The sequence below is a fragment of the Hymenobacter sp. NBH84 genome, assembly GCF_014217645.1.
In the GTDB taxonomy this organism is placed as follows: Bacteria; Bacteroidota; Bacteroidia; order Cytophagales; family Hymenobacteraceae; genus Hymenobacter; species Hymenobacter profundi.
The window spans coordinates 707,191-728,311 of the sequence record NZ_CP043644.1 but is presented as its reverse complement, the minus strand read 5'-3'; the positions used below and the strand labels follow the sequence as shown (position 1 = coordinate 728,311).

Annotated in this window: 27 protein-coding genes and 1 tRNA gene; 12 read left to right on the top strand and 16 right to left on the bottom strand. The window is 49.5% G+C overall.

Annotation, left to right across the window (positions count from 1 at the left end; translation table 11 throughout):
• Positions 1-3 precede the first annotated feature (3 nt).
• Positions 4-681: an IS1595 family transposase gene (locus F1C16_RS03110; protein WP_185281262.1), complete on the top strand. Its 678-nt coding sequence runs from the start codon at positions 4-6 to the stop codon at positions 679-681.
• A 393-nt stretch (positions 682-1,074) separates the two neighbouring features.
• On the top strand, positions 1,075-1,566 hold the full coding sequence (locus tag F1C16_RS03105) for a hypothetical protein (protein ID WP_185282913.1): 492 nt from the start codon (positions 1,075-1,077) through the stop codon (positions 1,564-1,566).
• Positions 1,567-1,772: 206 nt separating this feature from the next.
• Here the strand turns inward: F1C16_RS03105 and F1C16_RS03100 are convergent, their stop codons facing one another.
• Both F1C16_RS03100 and F1C16_RS03095 read right to left on the bottom strand, forming a co-directional pair.
• Positions 1,773-2,585 (bottom strand): hypothetical protein, encoded by an 813-nt coding sequence (locus tag F1C16_RS03100; protein WP_185282912.1) that lies wholly within the window; start codon positions 2,583-2,585, stop codon positions 1,773-1,775.
• 491 nt (positions 2,586-3,076) lie between these two features.
• Positions 3,077-3,730 (bottom strand): ABC transporter ATP-binding protein, encoded by a 654-nt coding sequence (locus tag F1C16_RS03095; RefSeq protein ID WP_185282911.1) that lies wholly within the window; start codon positions 3,728-3,730, stop codon positions 3,077-3,079.
• Positions 3,731-3,927: 197 nt separating this feature from the next.
• On the opposite strand from F1C16_RS03095, the gene sucC reads away from it, so the two are divergent.
• A complete protein-coding gene (gene sucC / locus F1C16_RS03090; protein WP_185282910.1) occupies positions 3,928-5,130 on the top strand; it encodes an ADP-forming succinate--CoA ligase subunit beta in 1,203 nt (400 codons plus the stop codon).
• A 73-nt stretch (positions 5,131-5,203) separates the two neighbouring features.
• Here sucC and F1C16_RS03085 read toward each other — a convergent pair whose 3' ends face one another.
• A complete protein-coding gene (locus F1C16_RS03085) occupies positions 5,204-5,695 on the bottom strand; it encodes an Ohr family peroxiredoxin (RefSeq protein WP_185282909.1) in 492 nt (163 codons plus the stop codon).
• Between the two features lie 149 nt (positions 5,696-5,844).
• Between F1C16_RS03085 and F1C16_RS03080 the strand changes: the two genes are divergently transcribed.
• Positions 5,845-5,919: transfer RNA gene (locus tag F1C16_RS03080), tRNA-Arg, on the top strand.
• A gap of 109 nt (positions 5,920-6,028) precedes the next feature.
• The gene (locus F1C16_RS03075; RefSeq protein WP_185282908.1) at positions 6,029-6,880 is read left to right on the top strand and encodes a hypothetical protein; all 852 of its coding nucleotides are present in this window, start codon (positions 6,029-6,031) and stop codon (positions 6,878-6,880) included.
• A gap of 23 nt (positions 6,881-6,903) precedes the next feature.
• Here F1C16_RS03075 and F1C16_RS03070 read toward each other — a convergent pair whose 3' ends face one another.
• The 3 genes from F1C16_RS03070 to F1C16_RS03060 all read right to left on the bottom strand — a co-directional run bounded on the left by F1C16_RS03070 (position 6,904) and on the right by F1C16_RS03060 (position 9,188).
• Entirely contained in the window at positions 6,904-7,509 is a 606-nt protein-coding gene (locus tag F1C16_RS03070) for a recombinase family protein (protein ID WP_185282907.1), read from the bottom strand.
• Positions 7,500-8,228 (bottom strand): hypothetical protein, encoded by a 729-nt coding sequence (locus tag F1C16_RS03065; protein WP_185282906.1) that lies wholly within the window; start codon positions 8,226-8,228, stop codon positions 7,500-7,502. Before F1C16_RS03065 ends, F1C16_RS03070 begins: the two co-directional genes overlap by 10 nt.
• A 138-nt stretch (positions 8,229-8,366) precedes the next feature.
• Positions 8,367-9,188, bottom strand: coding sequence for a hypothetical protein (locus F1C16_RS03060; protein ID WP_185282905.1), 822 nt, complete (start codon positions 9,186-9,188; stop codon positions 8,367-8,369).
• 4 nt (positions 9,189-9,192) lie between these two features.
• Between F1C16_RS03060 and F1C16_RS03055 the strand changes: the two genes are divergently transcribed.
• Together F1C16_RS03055 and F1C16_RS03050 are read left to right on the top strand one after the other, a co-directional pair.
• Entirely contained in the window at positions 9,193-9,678 is a 486-nt protein-coding gene (locus F1C16_RS03055; protein WP_185282904.1) for a hypothetical protein, read from the top strand.
• 682 nt (positions 9,679-10,360) lie between these two features.
• Positions 10,361-10,855 carry a suppressor of fused domain protein gene (locus F1C16_RS03050; protein WP_185282903.1) on the top strand — a complete coding sequence of 165 codons (495 nt, stop codon included), beginning with the start codon at positions 10,361-10,363 and terminating at the stop codon, positions 10,853-10,855.
• 654 nt (positions 10,856-11,509) lie between these two features.
• On the opposite strand, the gene F1C16_RS03045 is transcribed toward F1C16_RS03050, so the two are convergent.
• The 10 genes from F1C16_RS03045 to F1C16_RS03000 form a co-directional block, all read right to left on the bottom strand.
• A complete protein-coding gene (locus F1C16_RS03045) occupies positions 11,510-11,893 on the bottom strand; it encodes a hypothetical protein (RefSeq protein WP_185282902.1) in 384 nt (127 codons plus the stop codon).
• Positions 11,890-12,159, bottom strand: a complete 270-nt coding sequence (locus tag F1C16_RS03040) for a hypothetical protein (protein WP_185282901.1) — start codon at positions 12,157-12,159, stop codon at positions 11,890-11,892. The genes F1C16_RS03045 and F1C16_RS03040 overlap by 4 nt, the downstream gene beginning before the upstream one ends.
• Before the next feature lie 30 nt (positions 12,160-12,189).
• On the bottom strand, positions 12,190-13,440 hold the full coding sequence (locus tag F1C16_RS03035; RefSeq protein ID WP_185282900.1) for an HTH domain-containing protein: 1,251 nt from the start codon (positions 13,438-13,440) through the stop codon (positions 12,190-12,192).
• A gap of 298 nt (positions 13,441-13,738) precedes the next feature.
• Positions 13,739-14,068 (bottom strand): hypothetical protein, encoded by a 330-nt coding sequence (locus F1C16_RS03030; RefSeq protein ID WP_185282899.1) that lies wholly within the window; start codon positions 14,066-14,068, stop codon positions 13,739-13,741.
• Positions 14,058-14,297: a hypothetical protein gene (locus F1C16_RS03025; RefSeq protein ID WP_185282898.1), complete on the bottom strand. Its 240-nt coding sequence runs from the start codon at positions 14,295-14,297 to the stop codon at positions 14,058-14,060. The genes F1C16_RS03030 and F1C16_RS03025 overlap by 11 nt, the downstream gene beginning before the upstream one ends.
• 38 nt (positions 14,298-14,335) lie before the next feature.
• Entirely contained in the window at positions 14,336-14,674 is a 339-nt protein-coding gene (locus tag F1C16_RS03020) for an AlpA family transcriptional regulator (protein ID WP_185282897.1), read from the bottom strand.
• A gap of 33 nt (positions 14,675-14,707) precedes the next feature.
• Positions 14,708-15,022, bottom strand: coding sequence for a hypothetical protein (locus tag F1C16_RS03015; RefSeq protein ID WP_185282896.1), 315 nt, complete (start codon positions 15,020-15,022; stop codon positions 14,708-14,710).
• 18 nt (positions 15,023-15,040) lie between these two features.
• A complete protein-coding gene (locus F1C16_RS03010; RefSeq protein WP_185282895.1) occupies positions 15,041-15,301 on the bottom strand; it encodes a hypothetical protein in 261 nt (86 codons plus the stop codon).
• Between the two features lie 30 nt (positions 15,302-15,331).
• Positions 15,332-15,595, bottom strand: coding sequence for a hypothetical protein (locus F1C16_RS03005; RefSeq protein ID WP_185282894.1), 264 nt, complete (start codon positions 15,593-15,595; stop codon positions 15,332-15,334).
• 149 nt (positions 15,596-15,744) lie between these two features.
• Entirely contained in the window at positions 15,745-16,299 is a 555-nt protein-coding gene (locus F1C16_RS03000; RefSeq protein ID WP_185282893.1) for a hypothetical protein, read from the bottom strand.
• Positions 16,300-16,445: 146 nt separating this feature from the next.
• Here F1C16_RS03000 and F1C16_RS02995 point away from each other — a divergent pair, with 146 nt between their 5' ends.
• The 5 genes from F1C16_RS02995 (at position 16,446) to F1C16_RS02975 (ending at position 21,094) form a co-directional block, all read left to right on the top strand.
• The gene (locus F1C16_RS02995) at positions 16,446-16,883 is read left to right on the top strand and encodes a hypothetical protein (protein ID WP_185282892.1); all 438 of its coding nucleotides are present in this window, start codon (positions 16,446-16,448) and stop codon (positions 16,881-16,883) included.
• A gap of 259 nt (positions 16,884-17,142) precedes the next feature.
• Entirely contained in the window at positions 17,143-18,054 is a 912-nt protein-coding gene (locus F1C16_RS02990; RefSeq protein ID WP_185282891.1) for a Panacea domain-containing protein, read from the top strand.
• A 6-nt stretch (positions 18,055-18,060) separates the two neighbouring features.
• Complete coding sequence (locus F1C16_RS02985; RefSeq protein WP_185282890.1) at positions 18,061-18,771, top strand: hypothetical protein; 711 nt, start codon at positions 18,061-18,063, stop codon at positions 18,769-18,771.
• Between the two features lie 104 nt (positions 18,772-18,875).
• Positions 18,876-20,228 carry an AAA family ATPase gene (locus F1C16_RS02980; protein ID WP_185282889.1) on the top strand — a complete coding sequence of 451 codons (1,353 nt, stop codon included), beginning with the start codon at positions 18,876-18,878 and terminating at the stop codon, positions 20,226-20,228.
• A gap of 23 nt (positions 20,229-20,251) precedes the next feature.
• Entirely contained in the window at positions 20,252-21,094 is an 843-nt protein-coding gene (locus F1C16_RS02975; RefSeq protein ID WP_185282888.1) for a hypothetical protein, read from the top strand.
• The last annotated feature ends 27 nt before the right edge of the window (positions 21,095-21,121 follow it).

The following is a 21,121-nucleotide window of genomic DNA, read 5'->3' as shown; positions in this document are numbered from 1 at the left end:
GTTATGCAGCAAACTAACCGCTATTATAAGTGCAGCAAAATTTCCGAGGTCAAATTTCGCTACTTGTTGCGTCTTTTCGCGCTGGATTTGACGGCTTCGGACGCGGCCCGGCTGACGGGTCTGAGCGTACGCGCGGTCAACGACATATACCTGCGCCTGCGCCACCGGCTGCTAGCTTGCAGCCCGGTGCCGGCTGACCTGGACGGGGCCGTCGAACTGGACGAGAGCTACTTCGGCCCGCGGCGCGTACGCGGCAAACGGGGCCGGGGAGCGGGGGGTAAAACCATTGTCTTTGGCCTGTTCAAACGCGGGGCTCAGGTATACACGGAAATCGTCCCGGATTGCTCGAAAAAGACCCTGCAAGCTATTATTCGGGGTAAGATTGATGTCACGGCGATGGTCAACACCGATGGCTGGCGCGGCTATGATGGCTTGGTGGACGTGGGCTACGACCGTCATTTTCGGGTGCATCATGGGCAGAACGAGTTTGTCCAGGGAGCCTCGCATATCAACGGGATTGAATCATTTTGGAGCTTTGCCAAAGCCCATCTGCAACGCTTCAAGGGCGTGCCCAACCATACGTTTTTACTACACTTGAAAGAGGCCGAGTTTCGCTTCAATCATCGCCACGAAGACCTGTACAAACTCTTACTTAAATTGCTTCGTCAACAGCCCCTCTAATTAGTTTTGCTTCCTAAGCCCCTAGATAAATAACGAAATGCCACATATGAAAATCACGATTACAGAGCAGAAAATCATTTATCCCATTCCTTCTTCCTTCTTTAGACTCGTGTATACTGTCCGATTAAGCTTCATAAGAATGAATACGATGCAAGCATTTCACTCTGGTTCCTATCGTTCAACGAATACGTAGTCTAAATAAGCCTATACAATTTATACTTTGCTAATACACACATTTCTCAATAGCTCTAGCAGACATGCATATATCAACTTCTTATAAGTTGCATTAGTTATATAAAGATATTTTTTATTGTATTATATCAGTATAAATAGTAGTACATTTGCACTTAAATCATTTCCTTTTTTAGCACATTACTGCCCTACATCGCTTCTATGGAACAAGAGTTACTCCTAGCTACCTCCAATGTAAAGGCTTACTATGATCATGCTAATAATTGGCTTTATTTGGATTGGCACGGTGAGATAACACTGAACTCTGTGCGCTCTAACTGCCTACAATTAGCGCGCTGTTTCCTTATCAGACGATACAAGCGTATCCTGAACGACAATACCAACGTTGCGAAAGTTACGCCGGAGGTAGCACCGTGGCTAGCCAATGAATTCTTACCTCATCTACGGTTGCTGGGCATTGAATACGTAGCCTGGATATGTTCGCCTGACATGCACATCCAAAACGACACCGAAATAGCCCTGGAAAAGCTTACGTCTCCGGTGGTAGCGCTTTTCGATGATATGGCTACAGCATACGAATGGCTGAGTATTGCTAAGTTTCAGTCGCCAGTTATGTTGAATTCGCCCCAAAGCTTCACGCAGATTATGACAGCTTTGAAAGAACGGATATCTTCTTTAGGAGGGACTGCCTAGCTACTATTCACTATGGTGGAACAGCGCAGCTCTATACCCTTCCACTCGTGCTACATAGCTGGTGCAGTATACCTGATTATACCATAAAAGGCTTCCGCAGTTCATCGCTTCATTTACAGCATACGCTACCTACCTGTCATCGCATTAAAAAACCCGGCACCATGCGGTACCGGGTTTTTCGTATATGTAGTCGTTGGTTTTGTTGTTTAAGCGGCGGCCGACTCGCCATTCTCGCGGTCGTCGATGGCTTTCTTTAGTTTAGCAATAGCCTGGGTAGCACGCTCTTCATCAAGACGGTTGATGTTCAAGAGCATTTTGGTTTTCTCCTGACGCGTAATCACCGGGTGGTTGAGTAGGCGAATAATTTCCTCCTTCTGCGCAGCCGAAGCATAGGTAACAGCAGGCGCAGTTGGTTGCTCGGCGGGTACGGCCTTCATGGCTGGGGCTGGGGCTTCGGCCGCTACAGCTGGTGCCGGAGCATCAGCGGCAGTCTGAGCTACTACCGGAGCTTTCACCTCGGGCGTATTGTTGCCATAGTCCATCTCTTCGGCAGGGGTAGGCTCGTAGCCAGCAGCACGGATGATCCAAGCCAGGATGTTGCGGTAAGCCTTGCCAATGGCACGAGTCTGCGCCATGCTCATGATGGCAAACTCTTGGTAGAACTTCTTGCCGTTCTCCTTGTTGGAGCACACCGCAAAGCCAGCGCCTACCGTATGGCCCGAACGCAGGTCAAACAGCGTCACTTTAGCCTGATACTTCAGCTCGGTTTCGGTGCTGACATTAATCACGTGGTCAACGATGGGCACAATACCCAGGCGCGAGCCGGCATACTGCCAGCCTTCCACGTTCACAAACTCCTTACCCTGCACGGTAGTGGAGAGTTTGTTGTCCTTGATGAACTTCGCCAAGTCGGTGGCCAAGTGCAACGTTTCATCAGAGCGCGCAATGTCGTAGCTTTCTACTTTGGCTTTGCGGGCTGGTTCTTTCGTGTTGTTGGTGGTCTTGGTTACTTCGCTCATGGCGTCTTCCCTTTAATACGTTATGATGTTCAGATTACTAACGAATGCAGCGTGAAATAGGTGCAACAAATCAAGGATTTTCTAGCAAATTTTTCCTTTGATTATCAGCAACTTAAAAACTACATATCGTTTTGTATATCCTAACAAAATTAGCAACACCAAAATTCATTTGCAAAAACATTTTGCTAAAAAATTGAGGCAGATACCTTGTCCCACTATGTTGGCTAGTCTACATAGCAAGTAGGGTAGCAATTGATTAGCCTACTGCACCGTAACGGCCTTTTCTCTGGGTTCCCCAAATTCTATGTGCTGCCTTCAACATAACGCCCCTACCGCACACAAAAAACCCGTCTCACTGTTCTAGAAACAGCAAGACGGGTTACACAAACGGCCCGGGGCATGTCGGACGCGTTGCCAGGTATATAAGAAAGGGTATACTAGAAAGGAAAGTTCCTACCTATGTGTAGTATACGCTCCTATTACTGACGGGTTTACTCCGAGATATATCCATCCTTCATCGTGATGGTACGGTCGGCCATTTCGGCCAACTGGTCGTTGTGCGTTACAATCACAAACGTCTGGCCCAGCTCTTTGCGTAGCAGAAAGAAAATCTGATGCAGCTCCTGCGCATTCTGCGAATCGAGGTTACCGCTGGGTTCATCGGCAAAGATGATTTCCGGGGAGTTGATCAGGGCACGGGCCACTGCGGTGCGCTGCTGCTCGCCGCCGCTCATCTCCGAAGGTTTGTGGTCGGCGCGGCGCTCCAAGTTCAGCATCCCCAGCAACTCGCGGGCACGCACGCGCACTTCCTTCTCCGAGCGCCCAGCTAGGTAGGCGGGCAGGCACACGTTTTCGAGGGCCGTAAACTCGGGCAATAGATTGTGAAACTGGAAGATGAAGCCGATGTGCCGATTGCGGAACCGCGCCAGGTCGGAGCGCTTCAAGGCACTCACTGATTCGCCATCAAACAGTACTTCGCCCGTATCGGGGTTGTCCAGCGTGCCCAGGATGTGCAGCAGCGTGCTCTTACCCGCCCCCGACGAGCCGACGATGCTGACGATTTCGGATTTCTCAATCGTCAGGTCAATACCTTTCAGAACTTCCAGGGAACCGTATGTCTTGCGGACGTTGATGGCTTGCAGCACAGCAGATGGATATAGTCGGGGTAGGAAAACAAATCTACGGAGGAAAGCCGGAGTTTGTGGTCGCGCAGATGGGCTGTTTCTGCGAAAGCCCTAGCACGTGCCAAAATCCGGCCGAAAGCCCAGGTTCCGTTTCCCCCGATTATTGTCTACTTTCGCGCTTACTAATACGACCCGAATCCCATTTTCAACTGACCTCTATGAACATTCACGAGTATCAGGGTAAAGAAATACTCAAGCGCTACGGCGTGCGCGTGCAGGAAGGCATCACGGCCGATACGGCTGAAGAAGCTGTAGAAGCCGCGAAAAAGCTGAACGCGGAAACCGGCACCAGCTGGTACGTTATCAAAGCCCAGATTCACGCTGGCGGGCGCGGCAAAGGGGGCGGGGTGAAACTCGCCAAGAACCTGGAGCAGGTGAAAGACATTGCTGGCCAGATCATTGGCATGCAGCTCGTAACCAAGCAAACGGGCGCCGAAGGCCGCAAAGTGCACAAGGTACTGGTTGCCCAGGACGTGTACTACCCCGGCGAGTCGGAGACCAAGGAGTATTATATGAGCGTGTTGCTGGACCGCGCCACCGGCAGAAACGTCATCATCTACACCACTGAAGGCGGGATGGACATTGAGGAGGTAGCCGAAGAGCATCCCGACAAAATCAACAAGGAGTACGTAGACCCCGCTGTAGGCCTGCGCCCCTTCCAGGCCAGCAAAATTGCCTTCAACCTGGGCCTCACCGGCCCGGCTCAGAAGGAGATGGTAAAGTTCGTGACGGCTCTGTACAAGGCTTACGACGAAACGGATTCGGCTATGTTCGAAATCAACCCCGTGTTGAAAACTTCGGACAACAAGATTCTGGCCGTTGATGCCAAAGTGACGCTGGACGAAAACGCCCTCTACCGCCACAAGGATTTTGCCGCCCTACGCGACACCAACGAGGAAGACCCGCTGGAAGTAGAAGCCTCCGAATCGAACCTGAACTATGTGAAGCTCGACGGCAACGTGGGCTGCATGGTGAACGGCGCCGGTCTGGCTATGGCTACCATGGACATCATCAAGCTCTCGGGCGGTGAGCCTGCCAACTTCCTCGACGTAGGGGGTGGAGCCAACGCGCAAACCGTAGAAGCCGGTTTCCGCATCATCCTGAAAGACCCGAACGTGAAGGCTATCCTGATCAACATCTTCGGGGGTATCGTACGTTGCGACCGGGTAGCAAATGGTGTGGTAGAAGCCTACAAAAACATTGGCGACATTAAAGTGCCGATTATCGTGCGCTTACAGGGCACCAACGCTGAAGAAGGAGCCCGCATCATCGACGAGTCGGGCCTGAAAGTGTACTCGGCCGTGCTCCTGAAGGATGCTGCTGAAAAAGTAAAAGAGGTATTAGCAATGCAAAACGCTTAAGCCTTATCTACACAAAGAAAAGCCCGCTGGAGTATTCCAGCGGGCTTTTCTTTTGCAGTAAGCTAGAAAACGGCTACTGAATGCCGCCTTTTTCGGCAACGCCAGCGTTTTCGTTGGCTTCTACCGGAATGGCTTCGCCTTGCACACGCAATTCTACTTCCATGTTGCCGCGGGTTCCTACTGAGTAAGGGCAAATTTTGTGTGCCTGCCGCACCATGTCAATAGTTTTGTCTTTGTCGAAAGCCTTGAGGTCTACATCCAGAACAGCAGAGAGGCCATAGGCTTCACCTTCTTGAAATAGCTCTACGGAGCATTTCACTTCCGTTTGTGGGTCGAGCTTGTCGCCGGCGCGCTGGGCAATTACCAGCAGCGCCTGCTGAAAGCAGGATGAATAGCCAGCTGCGAACAGTTCCTCGGGATTGGTAGCGCCTTTCTTGCCGCCCAGGCCTTCTGGCACCGACATATCCAGGTCAATGATACCGGTGGCGGAACGTACGTGGCCGCTGCGGCCACCAATAGCCGTTGCATCGGCCGTATAGAGAGTCTTTTTTTCGGTGCTTGCCATAAAAAGAATGGGTCAAAGTAAACAGTTATGTATGCTAACTGGACTGAGCCGCGGAAGGTTACTATAACCGAGTGTATGATTTTGCAGAAAAAGCCATTCGTGGTTTGGCAACGGCGCATTTTCTGTCTAGTTTTGCGCCTCACAAACTGGGTCGCGTAGTACAACGGATAGTATAGGAGTCTCCGAAGCTCTTGATCCAGGTTCGATTCCTGGCGCGACCACCAAAAAGCCCCTTACCATGTTGTTAAGGGGCTTTTTTATTTATCAGTGGCAGATTCAGTGGCAGATTTCAGCCTTTATAGAGACAGAATCACCTTATAAAATAACATAGTAATGTCTAAAGAAGCACCAAACGGTCTGCTTGCTAACCGACTAAGGGACATCTTACTCAATTTTAACAGCGAAGCGGATGCATTAGATTATTTCATCAGAGCATCTAACTATAGTCCTGATGGTTTTAAAGCAGATGAAATCCAAACCATAGGGGCTACTCTAGAGCAGTATAGGAATGTGGCTCGCTTGATGAGAGAGGCTTATGAAAGCTCTGCAGAGAATCAAGACCATGAAGTAATTACAGTACAAGGACAAGAATATACAAAAGCCACTCTCAAGCAATATATAACGAGATATACAGAGCGAATTCAGAAACAAGATAGAATAATCAATATGAATACGATAGTTTCATACAATTATTTGAATTCTATATTTGATTCGGCTTTAACAGATCTCATAAGAGAAATGTTTAAAAAAAACAGAGTCCTAATAATATCTAAAAATAATACGAATGAAGAAAAATCAGTTTCTTATTCAGCTTTATTAAAAAGCAATAGCATAGACGATTTGATAAACAGTATTATAGAAGAAAAGGTAATTAAGACGAGCTATAAGTCAATAGCTGACCAAATAAAATTTATTGAAACCAATCTTAATGATGTCCTTTTAACAGAAGATCAGAAAAAAGATATCACAGAAAAAAGAGCAACAAGAAATATATATACACATAATAAGGGTGTAGTAAATAGCATCTATCTTGAATTAGTTAAAGACGCTTCTTTTAAAAATGGTGATCTGAGATCTATTGACACAAACTATGTTAGTGAAGCTATTGCCTTATATAAAATACTTACAGAAAACTTCATTAATATTCTATCAAGAAAATATATAAATCCTTGGAGCGAAGAATAAACTTATTTATTGTTTGATTATGACTATTTGTTTGATTTCAAATATTTATGCACGGTACCGACTGGCATTACCACTTCTTTGCTGATCTTCCGGACGCTCAGCCCCTGCGCCTGCAGTTCCTGGATCCGGGCGACGAGTGCCGGCGCCACTGCCCGGCGGCCGTGGGTGTACTCCTCCCCTTTCTCCTCGGCCTTGAGCCGCTTCCTGGCCAAGCCTGCCCGCACGTTTTCGCTCAGGCGCTGCGAGTAATAGCCGGCAGCCCACGCCACCATGGCTTTCATCAGCTCACGCATAGGGCCAACGGTATTGAGCAGGGGCTCTGAGTAGCTCCAGAAGGCCACGCCGCACTGCTCCAAAAAAGACGTGTGCTCGAACACCTTCTCGATACCCTCGCGGCTGAAGCGGCTCAGGTCCCAGACGCGCACCAACTCGAAGTGCCGCTTCTGGGCATCACGCATCATTTCCTGGAACGCCTTCCGGCTGCTCTTGCGCCCGGACTCCTGATCAATGTACTCTTTATAGATCACGTCACCGGCTCGCTGGGCCTCGCGCCGCAACACGAGGAGTTGGTTCTCCGGGTCCTGATCTTTGTCGCCGGTCGACACGCGGGCATATAGAGCTACTCGCATGATTGCTCAATGAAGCTCATAAAGGCAATTCCAAAACTAGTCAGTAATGCATAGGGTAGTAATGATGTACCGCTATCTTCATATGCCATCAACGACGGAGAATTAACCTGCTCAGCAGGTAATAAGTATCCTTCACTCAAAAGAATAAGTCCAGATTGATCTAATGCTTGAAACAGCGCTCTAAACTCATATTTTTCAATATTTAGAAGTATATCACTAGAATACAATACATCTTTGAATACCTGATAAGCATCATCTATGGATTGTGTGTACCCTATTTCTTCTCTATTCTCACTTATAAATTTTAACATGGCAACATGAGTAGGAGTTAACCTTTCTATAAGATCGACATATATAGTTGCAACATCATACCTTATTTTAGTAGAGAAGAAATTAACAATTGCGTTTTTAAGCATTTGTCTCTTCTCAACGAAATGAGTTTTTAAAGCTGCCTGAGTAGCGTTAAGTAGAAGAGTTATAAACTCCTCATTATCTCTGAGAGCATCAATATCTACCAGTTCTCTTTCTCGTAATTCACGAATAGCATCCCTGACTACCTCCATCCACTCTTCACGCCTCTTTTCTAAAGAAGGAGTAACGATGAATTTGAGTAATTCTGCTCCTCCTAAAAAGGGCACAGCAGATATCATAGTTGAAATGGCTATGTGAGCGACATCTCTTCCATCAGCTTGCGGAATATCTAGTCCGTCTTTATTCATTACGTAGTTATGTCAGTTGATATTTTAACGTAAAACGAACCACAAGATAGGTGTTCAGATTACCTATGTAAAAACGCCCCAAAAACCGCGTTTTCGAGGGCGCTAAAGCAGTCACTAAAACCGTTCAGAAAAGAACACTTATGCTAATGGTTTTTCACCATTTATAAGGCCAAAACGGCCTGTTCCGAAGTGTGCCTTATACTCTAAAGGTCTAATAACAGCAAGCACATCATCATTAGGAATACTGTTCAAGTCCATCAAATCAAAAGCCCCTTTACCACGAACAGTTAATCCTATATTACTAGGTGTAATAGAGGTACTTTCCATAAAACCACTCTGGCTAGATAAAATACCTCTATTATATAACTCTAGTATGTCATGCGCAACAACCCATGTGTCGATGCCAAAGGCATCTGGGTACATACTAAAAGGCTCTTTGAGTATTTGAAATTCTAGAAAGTCTTGCCTTCTACCAAAATAAGATAGTAAGCAAAGGTTCTGGTAAGTGAGTCCATCAGCCATACTCAGAACTTGATATGCCATCTGTGCTGAAATAGTAGCATCAAAAGCAATATTCTTAAATATGTTAGCAATAAGCTGCACTTTTTTTTCTTGGTATTGAGCTCTACATTTTAACAAGACCCCCTCTAAAAGCTCTGCACCCTCACTTGAAAAGTTATTTTCTCCTTGAAAGAAGTCGTCTTGCCTAACGATTTTGCCAGCTTGTATATTCTTTATAATACTATCTGCCACATAAACCGTCGCACTATCAAGGCGCTGTTGCTCTCGGTTAGAGGATACACGCATTCTCAAATCCTTCAATGCAGCTGAGAAAATAGGGCTGAGTGCTGCACCCATCAGTGCAGTGTTGTGTCCTGGAATTAATCCGATAGCGGCTCCAAGTACTCCACCTGCCACGTCTATCGCCGTGTCACTGACATCTAACTTTTTCTTACCCATGAGTATGCATGTATTGACTAGTGTGTTCAAATTAGAAACGTTTTCTGGACACTTTCATCACCCAGCCAAACGGCCCCGAAAACACTGTTTTTCAGGGCCGTTTTTCGTACCGTTTTCTGGACACAGCTTTCACGTGATCTTTGAGCTACTTTACAGCAACGGAATTTTTAGACATAAGAATACAATGGTTTATTCATGGCTAGCGCCTTGGGCTGCTTTACCGGAAGGTTCGGCAAAGACTTTTCACCAGCAGCTCCAGCAAGAACTAACGCCTCTGCATCCGTTGTATGGGATTCCGGCCTTACCAATCGGTAAAAACGGTGGTACAGATGATGTGCTTTACCAATTACCTGACCAGCGCTTTGCCGTCGTTCATTTAGGCTGGACTCGCCGAGGCGATAGTACATATCCACAAACTAATTTCTTCGAAAATTGGACTGCTTTTGTCACGCAACGGATGGAGCTCGATAACATGGGGTATGAATCGTAATACTTTGGTATAGTGCCTTCAATCACGTTTTTGAAGTTAGTGCAGCGTCATCTCGAAAAGTCCTACTTAACGTAATCGGACTTATCGGACTAAATAACCTCTGCATTATGTCTAATGGCTGATATACTCATTGGCAGAACATCTGTAAGGGAATCATCACGCTCGGCCGTCTAAACTTGCTCATCTGAGCGAATTTATCCTGAATGGGAACATGGAACACTATCCGTCGTTGAATCTGCTCCGTTAGCTTTTGCAGCACACTAGGGGGAACGGTTTGCGCAGCCTGGTGAAGCTTCACCGCGATGATGCGCTCGATACGTCCGCTGCTGTCTACCTGGCAGGTCAAGCCAATAAACCCGCGACCCCGGCGACACAGATCCGCTTGTTGTGCTTGCGATAACGCGTGCTGCAACACATGACGTAGCGAGCGAGGATCCGCTAAACGCATTTCGTCCGGGTCAGAAAAGACGCCTTTCGGCTGCGTTTGGCCATAGGTTGGCTTGCATACTCCGAATAAGATGATCAAGGAAGAAAGTAGAATACTGTTCCGATACATAGGATAATCTTTACTTATACGACAAAGCACTTCTTACCTCACTATTAACTTTCTTTCCCTTCGTCGATGCCCCCTTATCAGAGTGCCCTTAGGTCCCATTATGGTAGTCATTGGCAAGGACAACCTGTGAGCCTGCATACCCGCAAACAATTCATTCATCAGATTGGCGCAGACTTTAGCGTTTTAGAGTTTCCGCCTTCTGCTGTGCGCACCATGTGGACCTATGCCACTTGTGGGATGTCATCGCTACAAATGGAGCGTCCCATTGAACTGCACTTGTTCTCTGCTATGCAATGTGAGCAACTGGTTGATCTGCTGACGGCCGTAGCGCATTATCATCAAACCGAACAGCCCCTTGATCTTGGCCATACCATCAACTTTGGCATTCCGTGGCAAGCAGGGTCTACGTGCTCCTATGGCTTGATCTCACTTCCTTATCTGGATGGTCCAGCATTGGAAGAAATGCCGCTCGACCAGAAACGCGTGTCGTGCTACTGGCTACTACCCATCACGAAGGCAGAACGAGACTTCAAGAGAAGCTATGGTTTAGAGGCATTAGAGGAGAAGTTTGATGAGGCACCCTTTGATTATCTCTCTGCCAACAGACGTACTGTGGTATGAAGAAGTATTCTCAAGCCCTGGGCTGTTAATAGGATTAAAAGAGCTTTGGCAAAGCACATCCTCGGCCACACACTCCACGGAAAAGTTGCTTAACGTAATGTTAGTTCTCGGACAAGCCTTGGAAAAGTGGTGGTTTTTGGGCTTGCTGTTTAATGCGGCTGGCGTAGTACTTTAGTGAGAAGGAGACCACTTTTACTTCCAGCTATAGACGCGATGGAACACTCTATAACCATGAACGAATTCTTAGCTGTAGTTTTGTTTTTAGGATCCTTTTGCTACGGATTAGGCCTTATATATCAAACCATTATACTTCATCTGAACCGTGGTTTTCGTCAAAAGACATTGGCTGTGTTAGCACTTATAATTGGCTCACGCCTCCTTGCCATCCTCCTTACCATTTTAGGATGGAGGTACTGGTCTCTCTTTACTCACCAAGATATAATGCTGGGGCCTATCTTACTGCCCGCCTTTCTAGCAGAAGTAGCTGTTTCTCCACTTGCGCTCAAGTTAGCAGGCTACAATTTACGTCCTCGTTTGAAGCGTGGCACATCACTTTAACCAACGGTTGGAATAGCAGACAGTAGCTCGTAACATTAATTAAAGGGACCTCAGCAAACGTTATGAGCGCTTTGTGTGACAAAATGCGCACAAAGCTTATTTCGGCAGCCAAATGTGCGTTTCCAGGTTGCACGACTTCTGGTGAAACCGGCCTAGCACCACCGGCAGCTGCGGGGCCTGGGGCAACTGCTCCAGCAGATGCAGGTAGTAGAGGCGCACGGCCACCAGCTCGTCGTACTCCAGGCGCACGCGGCTGGGGCGGGGCCGCTTGCCGGGCCGGGGCGCTTGGGGTAGCTCTGCCTGGTGCCGGCGCCGTAGGCGGGTGAGCAGGCGCGCGAGAGGCTTGAGCACAAAAGCGGTTTGCCAGTGCATCTGCGGGCTGATGGCCACGCTGGCCAGAAACCGCTCCACGGCGTGGGCCAGCAGTAGGGCCTCGCCCCGTTCCAGCTCCACAGTCTGGTCGAGTAGTGGTAGCCTCATGCCCAGTTGCCTTTTGAGAAGCGGTGCAGCTCGTGGCCGGTGCGCTTGTCGTAGATGATGGCCACCTTGATGCTGGCGGCTTCCTTCTTCACGTAGCGCTGGTGGCGCTTCAGCTCGATGGCGTAGGGATTGGCGGCGCGGCGGTTGTCAGGAAGGGCAGAGCGTCCCCACCAGGTGCGCGTGTTGCCGTCGTGGTAGTAGCAGAGCAGTTTGGTGTGAGCGGCGTCGATGAGTCTTTGCGCCGAGGCGCTTCGGGTGTAAGCCATTGTGCGTGAGAAAAGAGAGTGAACTGATACTTAGGCGCGGGGCGCGGCTACCTGGGCGTGGAACTCGCGCAGGGCGGCCGCGCCGAGTTGGCGCAGCTTATTTTCGTGGTAGCGGTAGAGTTGCAGGGGCGTCATCTGCTGCACGCGCTCCGGGGCCTGGCGCAGGCGGTGGGCGCGCATTTCGCGGCGGGCGCGGCGCAGGGCCTTCAGCACGTCGCGCTGGTGGTTGCGGGCCAGCTGCTTGGCGTGCCAGTCGAGGGTGCCTACGAAGCCGCGCTGGTTGTCGTAGTCGAAGTAGCCGGTGCCCAGCACAAACTCGGCGTAGGGCTTGGGGGCAAACTTATCGGGGTGGCGGCGGAAGTAGCCGGCGGCGAGGTCCAGGCGCTCCAGGGCTTGGTCGTGGTAGGTGTGCCACTGGCGGGGCGTGAGCTGCGCCCCGAAGCCGTGGTAGACGCCCTGCCAGATTGCCAGCTTGATTTGGCGGTGCTCCTGCTCAGAATATGAGCACCGGGCGTAGAGTACGCGCAGCGCTTTTTGGTAGAATTCGGCGGCCATTTCGCGGCACGTGGATAACCACTGGGGCTTTTCCACATGGGCTGGGGCCGCCGCGCCCCCCGGCTTTTCGCTTTCTTTTTCGGCGCTGGGGGCCTTTAGGGCCGCGTGGGGGCCGTTTTCGGTCGGCTTTGGGGTGTGCCGCGGCCCTGTGTTGCCAGTCAATGAGGAACCGGCCGCGTCAGATACTAACTTATCCACAGGACCGATTTCAATTTCCTCTTTATACTGTTTTTCTAGTCCTTCAATAAGCGGAAAGTTTGTACCGCTGGGTAGCACAACCTCAGCCTGCTCGGCGAGTGTACTTTCTTCTACTGGCATGGGCTGGAGGGCCGCAGAGTCTGTTTTCCAGAGCAGTTTTGTACTCAGCCACAGCTCAAAGTCGGCGTGGGTGCCGCGAAACTTGCGGCGCACAATCACGCCGCAGGTTTCCAGCTCGCGCAGGTGGTTGCGGATGGTGCGGCCCGACACGTTGCGGTAGCGCGCCAGCTCCTCGCAGTTGGTAGCCACTGGGGGCGGCGTAGGCGCGGCATCGGTAGCTACCTGAAGGCGCAGAAACGGCACCTGCCGGGCTTCGCTGATGGCTTCGAGCTGCCACTTGAGCAGCACCCGGCCGGTGGCCTGGGCGCCGTCGCTGACGGCTTTGGGCGGCACCAGGTACTGCGTTTTCACGCCCTTGCGGGTGCGGGTGCGCAGCACGGGCTGAAGCTTTTTCTGGATAGCGTTCAAATGGGCTCGGAAAAGTCCATACGCTTGATTTTGGGAATACGGAAGCGGCAACATCCGGTGGGGGTGTTAGAAAGGAAGAGCAGAAAAGAAAATGCTGGCGAGCGGCACGGAATGCGCAGCGCGCCCACCAGCGAACCAACACGCAGTGTGCAGGCCCTGTGTGCTCCCGGCCGGCTCGCGCCGGCCCCTACCCTGTTTCCCACCCAGAGCGAGTGGGCTGGCTTCTAGGCGCCAGCGGGAGCGGTTGCTGTCTTTCCAGCCGTCAGTTGCGCAGTAGGTGTACGGGGTGGGAAATGGCTTACAACTCGGCTAGCTGCTGCTCTAGCCGGGCAATGGCTTGCTGGTAGCGCTGTTCGTCCTCGCGCAGCAGCACCAGGTAGCGGGGGTAGTCGTGAGGGCGGGTTTCGGCCTGCGCGAGCAGGTAGCGCACCTGGGCCAGCTCGCCGCGCAGAGCCAGCAACTCGGTTTTCTTCTGCTGGCGCTGGTGGCGGTCGGGCGGGGGTAGCGCGGAGAGGGGGAGCAGCTGCACGGGCTGGTGCAGTTGCATGGCCAGCAGCTCCACGAAGGCGAGCAGCGGCCGCACCGCCCGGTCGGCGGTGTACACGGTGATGGGCGGATTAGGCAGCATGGGCGAGGTACATCGTATCGGCTTCCAAGTCATAGAGGCGGGCGTAGAGGGTTTTGCGCACGGCGGCAATGCTGCGCCAGTCCTCAGACAAGACGGTATCCAGCGCCTGATCCTGGCTGATGACCAGGCGGATGGCGTTGATGCGCAGGCCGCAAGCGAGAATGACACGGCGAAGCTGATCGGCGGTGAGCTGCATAAGCTGGTCGATGGTGAGCGTGTTGGGATCCATAGGGCGAGAGAAGTGAGTGAACTGAATGAGAAATGCGGTTAAGAGGCCAGCCGCAGGGGCGGCGGCTGGGTGAGCTGCTTGGTGTCGAAGCCGATGGCCTGGCCGAAGGCAATGAGGGCCGAGCGCGGAATGTGGGGCTTGCCGGGCGCGAATTCCAGCGTGAACAGGTGGATAAGCTTGCCGCGCTGGTCGTACTTGCCCTCGCTGATCCACTTGGCCACGGTCTTGCGGTTGAAGCGCGTCAGCTCGGCTACCTCGTCAATGGTGAGGTAGTCGTCGGGGAGGGCGGGCGCGGGCAAGGTGGTTTGGAGGAGCTGCTGCATCTTCAGCAATAGCGCTTCTAAATCGCCCTTGGTGGCAATATCATTGGCGTTCATGGCTGCGAGGGGTAGGGAGTGGCAGATGAAAACTTAGGCGGCGTCGGGTAAGAGCAGGCGGAACTCGCGGCGGCAGTCGGTCCAGTCGATTTCCTGGATACCGGCCGGCAACTCGTCCACCAGCAATACTTCCTGATCGGTGGTGCCCTCCTGCTGGGCCGTGCGCAGTGCCGGGGGCATGGGGCCGCTCACATACACGGTGAGGTGGCCGCGCTGGTAGGTGTAGCCCAGAATGGGCTGCGGGGCGGGCACCAGGGCCGCCCCTACCGGCAGTTGCTGCACGCGCAGGCGCTTGCCGGTGCGGGCGTCGGTGAGGGAGATGGGAGGGGAGAACTTGGGCGTAGCCATAAGAAATAGCGATATGGGCTAGGCAACTTGTTCTGGCTGACCTACCAGGCGCAGCGCGCCACTGAGCTGGCCGCGGCGCCGGTGCTCGTAGGCAATCACGAGGGGTGTTTCTTCGCGGTACTGCGGGTGGGTAGCGTCTATTTCGCGGCAGCGGCGCTCTAGCTCCGGCAGCGGCGCGAGCATCACCAGCGCCGGGGGTAGCAGCGTGGCCGTGAGGGTGGCTAAATCGCGCAGGCACGGGCGGCGCTGCGGTTCCTCAATGTCAGTATTGAGATGCATAGGGAGAGAGATGAGAGTGAACTGATGAGGTTAAGCGGTTGGAAATAAGTCAGGTTCAGTAGCAGTGGCAGGTAACAAGTACTCAGGCACATTGAAGCGCGGCATGGAATGCTGCACTAAGGCCAGCAGGTCGGCTAGGTTGGCCACCTTGCCCTGCTTCACGTGCGCAAGTCGCCGCGAAGCAGACTCGTACTGCTTTCCGTAGCCAGCCCGAATCGCCATATCCACGGCGTAGGGCGGTAATTCTTCGCAGACGAGCGCCTGCAAAGCGAAGTATTTCTGCTTCTCAGTCATAGGAAAAGTGTATGTTTGAGGTGTATGTATGCTTTTAGAATACCCTGCTATGGCGCTCTGGCAAGACTATAAGGCGCTGGCTACCCACGAGCAGAAGCTTACCTATGCGGAGGCTGATTCTCGGAAAGGGTGGCGAGTGGTATATATGGCTACTCAGGCGTCTCTTCGACTATTGGAGAGATGGCCGGTAGAGCATTTGCCGCCTCATCTACAGCCAGAGGTGCCACAGCATCTTCGCTCGATGCAGCAGGTGACGCAGGCTCTGCAACCTGCCGGTGAGCCGAGCGAGTAAGGTATGCGATGGGCTTTGGCCTATGATCTCGTCCTGGGTACGCTGCTTTTTCTACAAGACTTGAAACTGCCTCCCGAGCTACAATAAGTACTTCCCACGACTCTAATAGAAAGCGTACTTGCTCTACACTTTGCACTCGGAAAAGCCCAGTGCGCACGGTGTAATCTCCTTGGCGGGATTGCAACTCCATGGTTCTGGTTCCTTCCACTTCATCATGCTTGTAATCTATTATGAAGACCTGCTTGCCTCTTCCAGCTTCTTTCGCTCCTTCCCACACTGTATGCACACTACCATAGCCATCATTCTCAAATACATAGGTGCGAACCTCGTAGCCTAGCTCACAGAAGAGAGTAGCAACCGCATCTGTCTCTTCAATGACATACTGTTGCTGCTCGGAGGTTGGACGTTTCATCGTGTTTGGCAGGTTTCGCCTCAAGCATAGTTACTTGCGAGCGGTACAACACAAACATACTCTATTATAATGTGTACACACAATAAATGTGCACTAAATTTTAGCGTAACCATGCATAACACACACGTATTCAGTGTGAAATAATTTTGGAAACAGAGAAGAAGCCCAAGACAGAAATGGACCAGCGTTTTATAGACGCGGTCCATAAATTAATGGAAGAGTTAAGTATAGACTCAGAAAGGGCTATGAGTATACAATTAGGTAGGCATCCTGACTTTATAAATAGAGTTAAGCATGGTATTCAATCTGCACCGGCTGAAGCCTGGGATTTAATACTCCACCATGGGTCACAGGTACTACTTATAGAAGTCAAAGACAGTACAAATACATCAAAAAAAGGTGTATCACTTGCAAAGGGTAATGCAATAGGCACTAATCATGGTATAGCGACAATGAATTATGGTACAGTAGCTGACTGTGAAAAGGATTTAAGATTGGCTCGGGAGAGAATAGAACAACTAACAAGTCAACTCCAAGACAAAGAGCGTATCATCCAGTTGCTGGAGATGCAGTTGAAGAAGTAGTTGAAAACAACCGTACTGGACCAGTTGCTATAATAGTCTCAAACACTTTGGCAACTTTATATGCAATTTCAAAGCGGCTATATATCTTAAGCTAACAAAGTTAGCAATGCATCAAGGGCAGTGCTATTCATGTAATTTTTGGCAATTTTATTATTATTATTTGCTAATAAGGAGGAATCTTACGTATATACATATGGTTTTGCAGTACCTTTGCACCCCGCGTTAAAATTACAATCATAACTTCTTAACAGACAATATCATGCTACCTCGCAACATCCAAGCGTATGTCGACTTTGTGATCGAATATGCTAAAGAGAATGGCTTTGATTTGACAAATATGAAGCTACAGAAGATCCTCTATTATCTGCAAGCATGGAGTTTAGCGATTTCTGATGACGATCTGTTTGACGATGTACCACAAGCTTGGATGCATGGCCCTGTGTATACAGATGTATATCACAAATACAGCCATTTGAAGGCAGCTCCAATTGTCGCACCTGTTTCACGACCTAGTGTAGCCAGGCTACCTATTTCTCCAATTGCATTCACTTCTGGAGAACTAGTTGAGCAGGAACGAATATTAGAGACGATTTTAGAATCTTATATGCCCCAAACTGCTGAGTGGTTGAAAAACCAGACTCATCGTGAGCAACCTTGGATTGAAGCTCGTGAAGGCCTTCCTCCCATGGCACCCAGTACTAAATACCTCTCTAAACAAACGATGAGAGAGTACTACACAACGAGTGCAGATATGCACCACCCTTTGAATCCATTTATACCTGAAACCGTGGCAGCCTCCGATATAAATATTCAGAAGCCTCTTAGCGACCTGAAAAGTCAATGGACTACTATGGAAGCTTATTTCGAAGGGATACAGGAGGATCAGGTTATGCAAAAAGCAGAGGATTTATTACTTATCCTTAGAGAATTCAAACCTACTAGACTTGTGGTCGAACTTACGTATGACCATGATCTATATATGCGTGCGGAAATGCCTGACGGTCATAATCTCCATGTTAGCATTACTTTCGGTGAAGACTCTGATCCAGAAGACAATACCTTTTTAGCTTTATTCCATAATAAGGAAGAATTATGGAATGTAAGCTGTGCCTTCAATCAATTAAGCGATACGTTAGACACACAACTAAATCAAAAAGAACTAGTAGCGTAAATAGCAATGCCTGACCATAATTATCCAACACATATCCTACCCAAGGAAGATTATATTTTATTGAATGATACTGCCGTATTAAATTTAGCTGATCACTGGTTACTACGCCATGACAAAGAAGCGGTTCACCCTCGCACTGATAATGGCAAGCTTACTAATAATATAATCACTAAACCACAAACAGACCATTTAACTAAGAACTTGTCTCTTAGCTTGTTTGGCCTATTTCAGGGAGAAGACACAGCATGGTGGCCAATAAAAGGAATTACCAATTCTGCGGAAGTACACAAGGAATGGCAGACAGGAGAGGAGGGGAGAGTACCTAGTGAACAAGAATACTATTGTGAAGCTCAGCCAGGCTATTGGCGTATATCGATCAAGTGGCTGCATGGTAGAAAGTTTACAGTAGATGGGAAAGAATATAAGTGTTCAATAAAACATGCTCCTACAGTATGCAACTATTGGCATTTTGAACTTCATGTCTGTGACCCGGAGGGTAATAACATTGCAGGAAAAGATCATGCAGAAAGTCAAAAGCTACAAACACTGAGAAAAAAAGTGGCTAAGCTTTTAATTCCCTCCTTGATAGAAAATGGGCTATCTGAGGTTCCGCCTCCAGAGCCTGTAGAGTTTTCGGAAAGCATATACCGGCAATGTCTAATAGATCCAGTAACAGTAGAAGCTGAGATAGTTGCGAAGTTTACAGAACAACCATAGTAAGCTTATATACGAAAAAAGGCCTCACTAGCATTAGTGAGGCCTTTATGCTTTCAGAACGCTTGTATTATTTTTGATTCTAATACGCTGTTTACATTCACACAATGAGCAACGAACGTCATACCTCACCTCCAGCTTACTTTCTCTCGCTGAGCTTGGAGAACGTGCGCAGCTTTGGAGATAAGCAAACTATTTCTTTTACGCAAGGAGGTATTCCAACTCAATGGACCATTATTTTAGGTAATAATGGAGTTGGGAAGACAACTATATTGAAATCATTAGCTGCTATTTCTCCAATATATGACGGTCAAACTTCGGAAGAAGAATTATCCTTAGAAGAAGCAACACGATTAGGTAGATACCAAGTCAGCTTTCTTCGATTGCTTACTAAATGGTCGCCAATACGTCATGATGGCGAAAAGTTAGCTAAGATAGAAGTATTAGGACGCATAGGAATAAATCTCGTTACTAAAGCACGATTCGCAAGCAAAATCCTCCAAAAGCAACTCACTGCAAAAATTCGTAACCAGCTTACTGCTAGTTTATATACAATAGACGAGGCTGGATTAATTTGCTATGGATATGGCGCTGGTAGAACAACTGGAACAACATCATTAAGCGAGTCTCAGAATACAAATGACACATGCATAAGTCTGTTTGATGACAAAGCAAACCTAATGAACCCAGAGGAGTGGTTCCTTCAATTTTTTATTAACTCTAAATTACAGCCTGATAACACTCTCATTTCAAGTTATTATGATCGGGTAAAACAAGCTCTTCTGGATGTTTTACCCGATGTAACTGATTTAAAAATCACTTCTGTAGGGCGTCCTGAGAGCCCACGTCAAGAACTTCAGCTATATACTCCATATGGTTGGGTACGTCTCTCGGAAATGAGCTTAGGCTATCAGACTCTTACTGTCTGGCTTACAGATCTAGCGAGCCGCTTATTTGAGCGTTACCCAACTAGTCCTAATCCGCTAGCTGAGCCAGCCATTGTGTTAGTAGATGAGATAGACCTGCACTTGCACCCTGAATGGCAACGCGAGCTTATAGGCTTTCTGAGCAGAACCTTTCCTAATACCCAGTTTATTGCCACCGCCCATAGCCCATTAGTAGTGCAAGCTGCCGCAGATGCTGGAGCCAACATTGTGCTATTGGAACGCGAAGGCGACCAAGTAGTGGTGAGAAGTGATGTGCAGCAAGTACAAAACTGGCGCATCGATCAAATCTTAACTAGTGACCTATTTGGTCTCGATACGGCCCGCTCTATCAATACGGAAAACCAGTTAAAGCGCCGGGCTGAGCTGTTAAGTAAGGCACGCCTCACGAAGAAGGAACAGATAGAGCTAGAAGACCTAAACAGCTTCGCGCACAGTCAGCCCAGCGGTGAAACGAAGGTAGAACGCAGCCGCGAAGCTTTATTAGAAGAGTTGGCCCGCAAGCTTGGGAAGTAGAACCTACCCCGCTATTTCGTTATATGATTCAGATTACGAAGAGCACAACTATACCCACCGTGCTCACCACTACTGGTGCCACCCACCGAGCTACGTTAGAAGCCACCTATGATGCGAACCCAGCTAGTTGCCGGGTTCCTCGCAACACGGTATTGGCAATAGATGCCGGCATTTATAAGCACCCCACCGTAAAGCAGCAACTCAAGCAAGACCAGTACAGCAAATGCTGCTACTGCGAGTCATGCTTCACAGCTACGAGCTACGGCGATGTAGAGCACTTTCGCCCGAAAGCCGGTTATCAGCAAACCCGTAGCAGCAGGCTGATAAAGCCCGGCTACTACTGGCTGGCTTACAGTTGGGAAAACCTGTATTTCTCCTGTCAGCGCTGCAATCAGCAAGCCAAGAAGAACTACTTCCCGCTGCTCAACCATTCGCAAGGCCGAGCCATCGACCATCACCACGACATTGCCCAGGAGCAGCCCTACCTCCTCGACCTTGCCACCGAGGATCCAACGCCGCATCTTACGTTCCGGGATTTTGCCGCAGTAGCTCTCACTGAGCGTGGGCAGAAGAGCATCAATGCGTATGACCTAAACCGTGTAGAGTTGTTAGATCGTCGCAATCAGCATTTAAAGAATCTTCGAAACGCCCGTAATCTGGTACTGGTGTTTGAAGATAGAGTTCCTAACCCACGCGACCCGGTAGCAGCCGCACAGCTCGCCGCTCTCCTCTCCTACTCTTCTGTGGATGAATTGTATGCTGCCATGTTAGAGGCTCTTACCTCATGGCAACAGGCAGATACAGATGCCGCAGAATTTGCAGGTATGGTGCGGGCGTGTGAGGATTTGCGATATAAAGCTGCTTAATTGCTTTTCCGCTTCTTATTTATTGCA

Excerpts from the sequence above, each read along its gene's own strand:
- F1C16_RS03040 (WP_185282901.1), bottom strand. The coding sequence starts at position 12,159 with ATGGCTTACACCCGAAGCGCCTCGGCGCAAAGACTCATCGACGCCGCT.
- F1C16_RS02990 (WP_185282891.1), top strand. The coding sequence starts at position 17,143 with ATGCTACCTCGCAACATCCAAGCGTATGTCGACTTTGTGATCGAATAT.
- F1C16_RS02985 (WP_185282890.1), top strand. The coding sequence starts at position 18,061 with ATGCCTGACCATAATTATCCAACACATATCCTACCCAAGGAAGATTAT.
- F1C16_RS03025 (WP_185282898.1), bottom strand. The coding sequence starts at position 14,297 with ATGGATCCCAACACGCTCACCATCGACCAGCTTATGCAGCTCACCGCC.
- F1C16_RS03015 (WP_185282896.1), bottom strand. The coding sequence starts at position 15,022 with ATGGCTACGCCCAAGTTCTCCCCTCCCATCTCCCTCACCGACGCCCGC.
- F1C16_RS03085 (WP_185282909.1), bottom strand. The coding sequence starts at position 5,695 with ATGGCAAGCACCGAAAAAAAGACTCTCTATACGGCCGATGCAACGGCT.
- F1C16_RS03110 (WP_185281262.1), top strand. The coding sequence starts at position 4 with ATGCAGCAAACTAACCGCTATTATAAGTGCAGCAAAATTTCCGAGGTC.
- sucC (WP_185282910.1), top strand. The coding sequence starts at position 3,928 with ATGAACATTCACGAGTATCAGGGTAAAGAAATACTCAAGCGCTACGGC.
- F1C16_RS03055 (WP_185282904.1), top strand. The coding sequence starts at position 9,193 with ATGCATGTATTGACTAGTGTGTTCAAATTAGAAACGTTTTCTGGACAC.
- F1C16_RS03105 (WP_185282913.1), top strand. The coding sequence starts at position 1,075 with ATGGAACAAGAGTTACTCCTAGCTACCTCCAATGTAAAGGCTTACTAT.
- F1C16_RS02980 (WP_185282889.1), top strand. The coding sequence starts at position 18,876 with ATGAGCAACGAACGTCATACCTCACCTCCAGCTTACTTTCTCTCGCTG.
- F1C16_RS03075 (WP_185282908.1), top strand. The coding sequence starts at position 6,029 with ATGTCTAAAGAAGCACCAAACGGTCTGCTTGCTAACCGACTAAGGGAC.
- F1C16_RS03070 (WP_185282907.1), bottom strand. The coding sequence starts at position 7,509 with ATGCGAGTAGCTCTATATGCCCGCGTGTCGACCGGCGACAAAGATCAG.
- F1C16_RS03100 (WP_185282912.1), bottom strand. The coding sequence starts at position 2,585 with ATGAGCGAAGTAACCAAGACCACCAACAACACGAAAGAACCAGCCCGC.
- F1C16_RS03045 (WP_185282902.1), bottom strand. The coding sequence starts at position 11,893 with ATGAGGCTACCACTACTCGACCAGACTGTGGAGCTGGAACGGGGCGAG.
- F1C16_RS02975 (WP_185282888.1), top strand. The coding sequence starts at position 20,252 with ATGATTCAGATTACGAAGAGCACAACTATACCCACCGTGCTCACCACT.
- F1C16_RS03030 (WP_185282899.1), bottom strand. The coding sequence starts at position 14,068 with ATGCTGCCTAATCCGCCCATCACCGTGTACACCGCCGACCGGGCGGTG.
- F1C16_RS03020 (WP_185282897.1), bottom strand. The coding sequence starts at position 14,674 with ATGAACGCCAATGATATTGCCACCAAGGGCGATTTAGAAGCGCTATTG.
- F1C16_RS03000 (WP_185282893.1), bottom strand. The coding sequence starts at position 16,299 with ATGAAACGTCCAACCTCCGAGCAGCAACAGTATGTCATTGAAGAGACA.
- F1C16_RS03010 (WP_185282895.1), bottom strand. The coding sequence starts at position 15,301 with ATGCATCTCAATACTGACATTGAGGAACCGCAGCGCCGCCCGTGCCTG.
- F1C16_RS03060 (WP_185282905.1), bottom strand. The coding sequence starts at position 9,188 with ATGGGTAAGAAAAAGTTAGATGTCAGTGACACGGCGATAGACGTGGCA.
- F1C16_RS03005 (WP_185282894.1), bottom strand. The coding sequence starts at position 15,595 with ATGACTGAGAAGCAGAAATACTTCGCTTTGCAGGCGCTCGTCTGCGAA.
- F1C16_RS03065 (WP_185282906.1), bottom strand. The coding sequence starts at position 8,228 with ATGAATAAAGACGGACTAGATATTCCGCAAGCTGATGGAAGAGATGTC.